The 8,366-nt window shown below is 60.7% G+C and carries 8 protein-coding genes; all 8 read left to right on the top strand.

Translation table 11 applies throughout. From position 1 onward, the window contains the following. Positions 1 to 1,210 (top strand): hypothetical protein (locus QZ326_RS09575; protein ID WP_295744507.1); only part of this gene is annotated, 1,210 nt, incomplete at its 5' end. Further along, on the top strand, positions 1,207 to 1,746 hold the full coding sequence (locus QZ326_RS09570; protein WP_295744504.1) for an alpha-amylase: 540 nt from the start codon (positions 1,207 to 1,209) through the stop codon (positions 1,744 to 1,746). The genes QZ326_RS09575 and QZ326_RS09570, both read left to right, overlap by 4 nt. A gap of 117 nt (positions 1,747 to 1,863) precedes the next feature. Then, the gene (locus QZ326_RS09565) at positions 1,864 to 2,361 is read left to right on the top strand and encodes a hypothetical protein (RefSeq protein ID WP_295744501.1); all 498 of its coding nucleotides are present in this window, start codon (positions 1,864 to 1,866) and stop codon (positions 2,359 to 2,361) included. 12 nt (positions 2,362 to 2,373) lie between these two features. After that, positions 2,374 to 3,423 (top strand): ABC transporter permease, encoded by a 1,050-nt coding sequence (locus tag QZ326_RS09560; RefSeq protein ID WP_295744498.1) that lies wholly within the window; start codon positions 2,374 to 2,376, stop codon positions 3,421 to 3,423. Position 3,424: 1 nt separating this feature from the next. Then, positions 3,425 to 4,357 carry an ABC transporter permease gene (locus QZ326_RS09555; RefSeq protein ID WP_295744495.1) on the top strand — a complete coding sequence of 311 codons (933 nt, stop codon included), beginning with the start codon at positions 3,425 to 3,427 and terminating at the stop codon, positions 4,355 to 4,357. Between the two features lie 77 nt (positions 4,358 to 4,434). Beyond that, complete coding sequence (locus QZ326_RS09550) at positions 4,435 to 5,499, top strand: BMP family protein (RefSeq protein WP_295744491.1); 1,065 nt, start codon at positions 4,435 to 4,437, stop codon at positions 5,497 to 5,499. Between the two features lie 432 nt (positions 5,500 to 5,931). Beyond that, on the top strand, positions 5,932 to 6,930 hold the full coding sequence (locus QZ326_RS09545; protein WP_295744488.1) for a sugar ABC transporter substrate-binding protein: 999 nt from the start codon (positions 5,932 to 5,934) through the stop codon (positions 6,928 to 6,930). Between the two features lie 171 nt (positions 6,931 to 7,101). Then, positions 7,102 to 8,366: sugar ABC transporter ATP-binding protein (locus QZ326_RS09540; RefSeq protein WP_295744484.1), on the top strand; the 1,265-nt coding region annotated here is incomplete at its 3' end.

Raw genomic sequence — 8,366 nt, 5'->3', positions numbered from 1 at the left:
CGTCGACGTCGGTTTTCGCCCCGTCCTTGAAATTCTGAACACTGACCCTCTGATCTCTGACAGTAACCGCGATTTAGGCGATAAGAACAGCAACTTCACGATCGAGTACACGGTCGACGACGCCGACTCCGGCGACGTCTTGACGGCGACGGAGTCGATTGATGGGCGAACGACGAAGTCGTTCGCCCCGACGCGAAAATTGAAAAATAGTATAAATGTTCCAGTCGATGAATTGAGCCTCGGCAAGCACACGGTCAAGGTCGTCGTAACAGATGGACAGGGCGGAACGGCAACCCGGACATGGACATTCACCCGGACGAACTCCGCCCCGACGATCTCCGGCGTCGACGCCAACCTGGGCGACAAGAACCTCGCCTTCGCCTATGAGTACACGGTCGACGACGCAGACGGGGACGCCCTCACCGTGAAGGAGGAGCTCAACGACACGGAGCTCCGCACGATCAACAACGCGCCCCGGGGTGAGAAGCTCACCATCTCCATCACGTCGGCGCAGCTCTACGCGCTGGGCCTCAATACGGTCAACACCCTCAAGATCACCGTCACGGATGGCAAGGGAGGCACGGCATACCGCCGCCTCACCTTCAAGCGCACCAACTCCGCCCCGAGCATCTCCGGGCAGGACACAGACCTCGGGCTCCAGACTGGCAGCTTCGCCGAGGAGTACACCGTCACCGACGTCGAGGGCGACAACGTGGTCGTTACCGAGTACATCGACGACAAGCAGATTAGAAGCTATCAAGCAACCCTCGGACAGACCGAGACGATCGAGCTCTCCCGGGCCGAGTGGCTCACACTCACCAATGGGGCCCATCGGCTCCGCGTCGAGGCCGTGGACGGCAACTTCGCGACGAGTGTGAGGGTCTGGAACTTCTCCAAGGACGAGAAGATCATCGAGTTCCAGCTTGCGGCCCCCGAGGAGACCGACGAGAGGGCCTCGAAAATCCTCATCACGCCCACATGGAAGACCGAGGGCGCGACTGTCCTTGTGGAGGCTTGCAACAACGCCTTCGACGAGGTTCCGACGTGGGAGGACATCACGGCGATGGTCTTCCTCAACCGGGTCTATAACTTCACCAACACGACGAAGACGGCGGACAAGTGGGGCGTGAACGTCCGCTTCAAGCTCGTCAAGAATGAGGGGTATGACGGGGAGGTCTCCGTCTCCGGCTTTGGAGGTGCTTTTGAATGAGCGAGCAAAACGGAATTAAGTATTTGACGCCGCCCCGGGCCGTCTCCGACATCCAGCGGGAGGCCCGACGCAACACCTCGGCCCAGGAGGTCGCGGCGCTCATGTTCGTCAAGATGGCCCAGGAGGAACAGTTCGACGAGACCACGATCTCGGAGCACCCCGACCTTTTTGTCCAGTGGAGCGAGTTTTGGAGGGGCAAGAAGGGCGACATCGTCCAGGACGAGGGCCAGCTCTACCGCTCCATCCACGATGTCAACGACGCCGGGCAGAACCGCAAGCCCTCGGAGACGCCCTCGATGTGGACGCGCATCGGCAACCCGCTCGAGGAGTTCCCGGAGTGGGTTCAGCCTATCGGAGCGCATGACGCCTACAGCAAGGGCGCAAAGACCTCCCACAACGGGAAGAAGTGGGTCTCCGAGGCAGACGGCAACGTATGGGAGCCCGGTGTCTATGGCTGGGTCGAGTACAGTGAGCCGGAGCCCCAGGAAGCCCCCCAGGAGCCCCAGGACGGGCCCTCGGAGGAGCCGGGGGAGTAACTACCCTATAGCAGCGCAAAAGGCAAGGGAGGGGCGGCAAAAGCCGCTCCTCCCGGGGCCTTAAAAAGTCCGCCCTCTTGCTCGGGCCGCTCCCCTCGTCGGGGGCGGTCGGCGCAAGTGAGCGGCCTCGGATTTACTTCTAAGAACGGGGCTATTTTTTCTCATTTATCCTGTCCGCTTTTCTCAAAAATCTCGTCGCGCTACACCAGCGCTAAGGGACTGGTACTGAAAAAGAAAGCCATCCGGGACTACGCACTGGAGATGCAGAAGAAGTACGACATCCGCTGCACCTCTGTGGAGCAGGAGGCCCGAAACCTCTCCGGCGGCAACCAGCAGAAAGTCATCCTGGCCCGGGAGCTGGAGGGAAACCCCGACCTGCTGGTGGCCGTCCACCCCACCCGGGGCCTGGACATTGGCGCCACCCGCTTTATCCACGACACCATGATCGAGGCCCGGGACCGGGGCTGCGGCGTACTGCTGGTGTCCGCGGACTTTGACGAGATTCTGGAGGTCTCAGACCGCATCGTCGTCATGTTCGAGGGGCAGGTCATGGGCGTCTACTCTGGCAAGAATCCTCCCATTGAGGAGATCAGCCTGGCTATGGCCGGCAAGTGAGGAGGGGGAACGATGAAAAATAAATTCGTGAACATCCTGGTGCCGCTGATCTCCGCGTTGCTGGCTTTTGTCATCGGCTGCATCGTCATGGCGGTGCTGGGGGCCAATCCCTTTGTGGCGCTGCAGGCCCTGTGGACCGGCGCTTTCGGCAGCATGCGGAACGTGGGCACTACGCTGGCCCGGGCCACGCCATTGATCTTCACCGGGCTTTGCGCCTGCTTTGCCTACCGCTGCGGCGTTTTCAACCTGGGCGGCGAGGGACAGTTCATTATGGGCGCGGTGGTGTGCTGCTTCATCGCCACCCGCAGTGGACTGGAGGGACCCGCCGCCATCGTTTTGTGCCTGACCGCCGGCGCCCTGGCCGGCGGTCTCTGGGCGGCCATCCCCGGCGTTTTGAAGATCTACCGGGGCCAAAATGAGATGATTATCTCCATCATGCTTAACTACGTGGCGACGCTGTTTATGGGCGTGGTGTACACCAACTGGCTTCGGGACGGCACTGTGCCCCAGACGGCTCCGGTGCCCGACGCCACCAAGCTCAGCCGCCTCTTCGGCCTGCGGGTCACCACCGCCTTTATCCTGGCGCTGGTCACGGGCCTTCTGATCTACTACTTCCTGTTCTACACCTCCAAGGGCTTCCAGCTCCGGGCGGTGGGACTGAACATGACGGCGGCCCAGTTCAACGGCTTCGCCGTGAAGCGGTATATCCTGATGAGCTTCATTGTCTCCGGCGCTATTGCCGGTCTTGGCGGCAGCGCGGATCTGATGGGCACCCAGTTCTACCTCATCAACGGCTACGCCAGTGGCTACGGCTTTGACGGTGTGGCCATGGCCCTCATTGGCCAGCTCCACCCCCTGGCGACGATTTTGGTGGCCATCTTCTTCGCGGTGCTGCGGGTGGGCTCCACCACTATGCAGGCCACCACCGGCGTCCCCACCAGTGTATCCGATATCATTCAGGCCCTGGTGATCGTATTCACTGTGGCGGGGTTGGCCATGGTAAAGCTGCCCCAGTTCAAGGCGGCGGTTGCCCGGATGTTTGCTAAAAAGGAGGCCGTATAATATGGATTCTGCTTTTGTCACCAATTTGATCCTGGCCAGTGTCCGTATGGCCACCCCCCTGATCTTCCTGTCTCTGGCAGAGCTCTACTCTCAAAGGGCCGGCCTGGTTCATATCGGTTTAGAGGGTCTGGCGGCCATCGGCTCCCTGGTGGGATTTCTGGTGAGCCTCATTACGGGGAATCCGCTGCTGGGCGTGCTGTCCGGCGCGGCGGTGGGGGTCCTGGTAAACATGATCTACGCCTACGCCACCATCAACCTCTGCGCCGAGCAGATTGTCTACGGCATGGCCATCAATATCTTCGCCCCGGCCCTGGCGGCCTTTATCTACCGGGTGTACTTCGGCGCGGGCTCCGAGTTGGTGCAGGTAGGCCTGATGACCACGCTGTCCGCCATGCTTGGCATCAGCTCCAACAGCTTTTTGGTGCGGCTTCTGCTGGATCAGACGCCTATGGTCTATCTGGCCTATGCCCTGGTGGTGTTTACCGCCGTCTATTTCAACAGGACCAAGTCCGGTTTGAACTACAAAGCTGTGGGCGAGTATCCCAAGGCCGCCGCCACCCTGGGCATCAGCGTGGTGGGGGTGAAATATGCCGCCAGCGTTATCTGCGGTGCCCTGGCCGGCATCGGCGGTGCGTATCTCACCACCTGCTACTCCACCACCTACACCGACGGCAACGTGGCCGGCCGCGGCTTCATCGCCCTGGCGGCGGTGATCTTCGGCCGGTGGAGCGCCGGCGGCGTATTGCTGGCCTGCCTGTTCTTCGGTTTTTGCGACGCACTGCAGATCCGCCTCCAGGTGGGCAGCTACGGCATCCCCTATCAGTTCTTCCAGATGATCCCCTACATCGCCACCGTGGCGGTACTGACGGTCATCGGCATGAAGAAGGCGGGCCCTAAGGGCGTGGGCAAACCCTATCTCCGGGAGGAGCGCTGAACCAAATGAAGACAGGCCTCTGTGTCTGTTTTCATATAGAAGCATGAAACGCGACAAAACTAAGGAGGAACATTGGAATGAAGAAGATCTTTGCATTGATCCTGACCCTGGCCATGGTGCTGAGCCTGGCCGCCTGCGGCGGCGGAAACAGCGGCTCCGGCACCTCCGGCGACGGCGCCACGCCCCCTGCAGACGGCGGCGGCAGCAGCGGCGGCAAGACCTACAAGGTTGCCATGATCTGCGACTCCAGCATCTCCGACGGCGGCTGGGGCATGGCCTGCTACAACGCCATGGTGGACGCCGCCGCCAAGTACGGTTGGGAGACCGAGGTCTCCGACAGCATTGCCCAGTCCGCCTACTACGAGAGTATCGTGGCCTTCTGCGACCTGGGGTATGACCTGATCTACGCCCCCGGCAACCAATACACCACCGCCATCCTCCAGGCTGCGGAGGAGTATCCCAACATCGCCTTCGCCCTGCTGAACGGCGGCGCGGACACCCCCGCCAAGGCCGCCAACGCCAACGTCACCTCTCTTCTGCCCGATGCCCAGCAGGTTGGCTGGATCGCCGGCATTCTGGCGGGCCTCATGACCGAGACCGGCAAGGTGGCCTTCATCGGCGGCATGGAGATCGACACCACCAAGGGCAAATACGCCGGCTTCGTGGAGTCCGCCGAGTACATCGGCCAGCAGGAGGGCAAGACCGTAGAGGCCCTGGACGTGGTTTACTCCGGTGATTACAGCGCCTCCGACAAGGGCATCGAGTTTGCCAAGGCTATGATGGACCAGGGCGCGGACGTGTTCTTCGGGGACGCCTCCGCCGTGGATTCCGGCGCCCGTCAGGCCATCGACGAGGCCAACGCCGCCGCCGGCTCTGTGAAGGTCTACGACATCGCCCAGCCCGGCGATTTCCTGGGCCAGAACGAGTGCATCATCGGCAGCCAGGTCACCGACAACTCCGGTCTGGTGGGATTGTGCATGGAGGCCGTGGAAAACGGCACCTTCGGCGGCGAGACCATCTTCGGCACCATGCAGAACGGCGTGCTCTCTGCCGGCAAGCTCAGCGACCTGGTACCCGCTGATGTGCAGGAGAAGTACAACAGCTATATCGCCCAGGTGATGGACGGCACCTTTATGCAGTGATATCCCGTTGCCGCGGAACATAGCTGTAATTTGAAGTTTCATAGACGGAAGGGGAGGCCTGCCGAAACGGCAGGCCTCCCCGGTTTTTATTGTGGGCGGAAGGGGAGGGAATTTGCGGCTCTTTTCAGCGGAAAACTCTGTAAAAACGGACCGGAAAGGGGTTATGGAAAAATATTCCTGATATATTCCCGCTTTTTGCATTTTTAATAAAAACTACAAATTATTTGTGGAAATTATACAGATTAACTGGAATATGGTTGACGTTAACAGACGGCATATGATAGAATAAAACCGCTTTTTGGGGCATTGTTTTCCGTTTCTGTGTTATAACAGCGGCAAGCGGGGGCGCCCCCGCTTTTTCCGCCGGTTTCACCGGCGGAAAACAGGCTCTTGAAAGCGTTTTAGAATCAGAATAAGAAGGAGAAAAGAAGTATGAAGAAAGTATTCGCACTGATCCTGACCCTGGCTATGGTCCTGTCTCTGGCCGCCTGCGGCGGCGGCGACGCTCCCGCCAGCAGCGGCGACCAGCCCAGCCAGGGCGACTCTGCCCCCGCCGGCGGCGACATCGAGGTTGCCGTCGTCCTCAAGACCCTGGCCTCCGAGTATTGGGGCTATGTGAAGACCGGCTGTGACGCCGCCGCCGCTGACCTGGGCGTGAAGGTCACCGTAGTGGGCCCCGGCGCTGAGAGCGACATCGAGGGTCAGGTCTCCATGATTGAGCAGCAGATCGGCGCTGGCTGCGACGCCATCGTCTGCGCTCCCAACGACGCCGGCGCTGCTATCGCCGCGCTCCAGGCCGCCATTGATCAGAACATCCCTGTGCTGGCTGTGGACACCAATGTAGGTATTGACGGTCAGACCTGCTTCGTGGGTACATCCAACGTTGATGCCGCCAAGGAAGGCGGCCTGTGGGCCGCCCAGCAGGCCGGCGACGGTGCTAAGGCCGTTGTTATCTACGGCCAGGAGGGCGACAACACCTCCAATATGCGCCGCGAGGGCTATGAGGCCGCCTGCAGCGAGGCCGGTGTGGAGGTCCTCGCCGCTCTGTCCGGCCAGAACACCACCGACGGCGCCACCAAGACCATGGAGGACCTGCTGAACGCCTATCCCGGTCAGATTAACATTGTCCTCTGCCACAATGACGACACTGCCATCGGCGCTATGAACGCCTGCAAGTCCGCCGGCGTCAGCGACGTCATCATCGTGGGCTTCGACGGCAACGAGTCCGCCGTGAAGCTGATCATGGACGGTGAGCTGGTGAAGGCCACTGTGGCCCAGCAGCCCTATGAGATGGGCTATCAGGTCGTGGAGGCCGCTGTGAAGGCCGTTAAGGGCGAGAGTGTGGATGAGGTCATCAACGCCCCCGTGCAGGTGGTCACCGCAGAGAACGGCCAGGCTTATCTGGACAATCTGGCCTCTATGAAGGGCTGATTGGCCAACAGAATGCCATAAACATCCGGAGGGCGGGGTGGTCGATCCGCCCCGCCCTCCGGCGGACTTTGGGGCCTGTTCCGAACCTTTGGCGGGGCGTGTCCGGCGAATGTGCGAAAGGACCGGAACAGGGCCTGAGAGAAATCTGGAATACAGAATCGAGGTAATTGCATGGGCGAGTACGTCGTCGAACTGAAAAACATTACCAAGCGTTTCCCAGGCGTCATCGCTTTGAAGAATATGTCCATCGGCATCAGGCCCGGGGAGATCCACGGTCTGATCGGTGAGAACGGAGCCGGCAAGTCCACCTTGATCAAGGTGCTCACCGGCGTACATAGCCCCGAAGAGGGTGAGATTTTCGTCGACGGTGAGAAGCGGATCTTCAAAAACCCCGTCCAGTCCCGGGAGGCCGGCATCGCCTGCGTCTACCAGGAGCTGAACATCGTCAAGCAGCTCCCTGTGACGGACAACATCTTCATGGGCCGCGCCGTCAAAAAGGGCATCCTTCTGGACTATCCCCGGATGCACCGGGAGGCTGAGGAGGCGCTGAAATCCCTGGGCCACCCTGAGATCGACGTCCGCATGGAGTGCGGCAAGCTGGGCGTTGGCCAGCAGCAGATGGTGGAGATTGCCAAGGCCGTCTCTCTGGACGCCAAGCTCATCATCATGGATGAGCCTACTTCTTCTCTGGGCAAGGAGGAGATCGCCCAGCTGATGGAGACCGTCCGGGGCCTCAAGGCCAAGGGCGTGGCCATTCTCTTCGTCTCCCACAAGCTGGAGGAGCTCTTCGAGCTCTGCGACCGTGTCACCGTTATGCGGGACGGCGAGCATATCATTACCAAGGATACCAGCGAGCTTACCGAGGATTCCCTCATCACCGCTATGGTAGGTAGGACCCTGGATAACCTCTATCCCAAGGAATTTGGCGTCAAGGGCGACGTGTGGCTGGAGGCCCGGAACCTCAATGAGGCCGGTGTGCTCCACGATGTCTCCTTCCAGGCCCATGCCGGGCAGATTACCGGCTTTGCCGGCCTGGTGGGCGCCGGCCGGACGGAGACCATGCGGGCCATCTTTGGCGCCGACAAGCTGGATGGCGGCGAGATCTATGTCAAGGGCGAGAAGGTGGCCATCAAGACGCCCAAAGACGCCATTAACCGCAAGATCGCCTTCCTGACCGAGGACCGGAAGGGGCAGGGCCTGGTGCTCTCCCTGGACGTCCGCACCAACCTGATTCTGGCCAATATGAAGGGGTTCAGCAGCGGCCCATTCCTAAACAAGGCGCAGATCGAGAAGTCGGGCCAGGAAAATGTGGAGGCCCTGAAAATCAAGACTCCGTCTCTGGATGAGGTCACGGCCCAGCTCTCCGGTGGCAACCAGCAGAAGGTGGTCATCGGAAAATGGATGAATATTGACGCCGATATCTTTATCTTCGACGA

The organism is uncultured Oscillibacter sp. (assembly GCF_910587525.1).
GTDB lineage: Bacteria > Bacillota > Clostridia > Oscillospirales > Oscillospiraceae > Oscillibacter.
This window is presented reverse-complemented; position numbering and strand designations above follow the sequence as displayed.

Coding starts and splice junctions, on each gene's coding strand:
- QZ326_RS09570 (WP_295744504.1), top strand. CDS start 1,207: ATGAGCGAGCAAAACGGAATTAAGTATTTGACGCCGCCCCGGGCCGTC.
- QZ326_RS09560 (WP_295744498.1), top strand. CDS start 2,374: ATGAAAAATAAATTCGTGAACATCCTGGTGCCGCTGATCTCCGCGTTG.
- QZ326_RS09555 (WP_295744495.1), top strand. CDS start 3,425: ATGGATTCTGCTTTTGTCACCAATTTGATCCTGGCCAGTGTCCGTATG.
- QZ326_RS09550 (WP_295744491.1), top strand. CDS start 4,435: ATGAAGAAGATCTTTGCATTGATCCTGACCCTGGCCATGGTGCTGAGC.
- QZ326_RS09545 (WP_295744488.1), top strand. CDS start 5,932: ATGAAGAAAGTATTCGCACTGATCCTGACCCTGGCTATGGTCCTGTCT.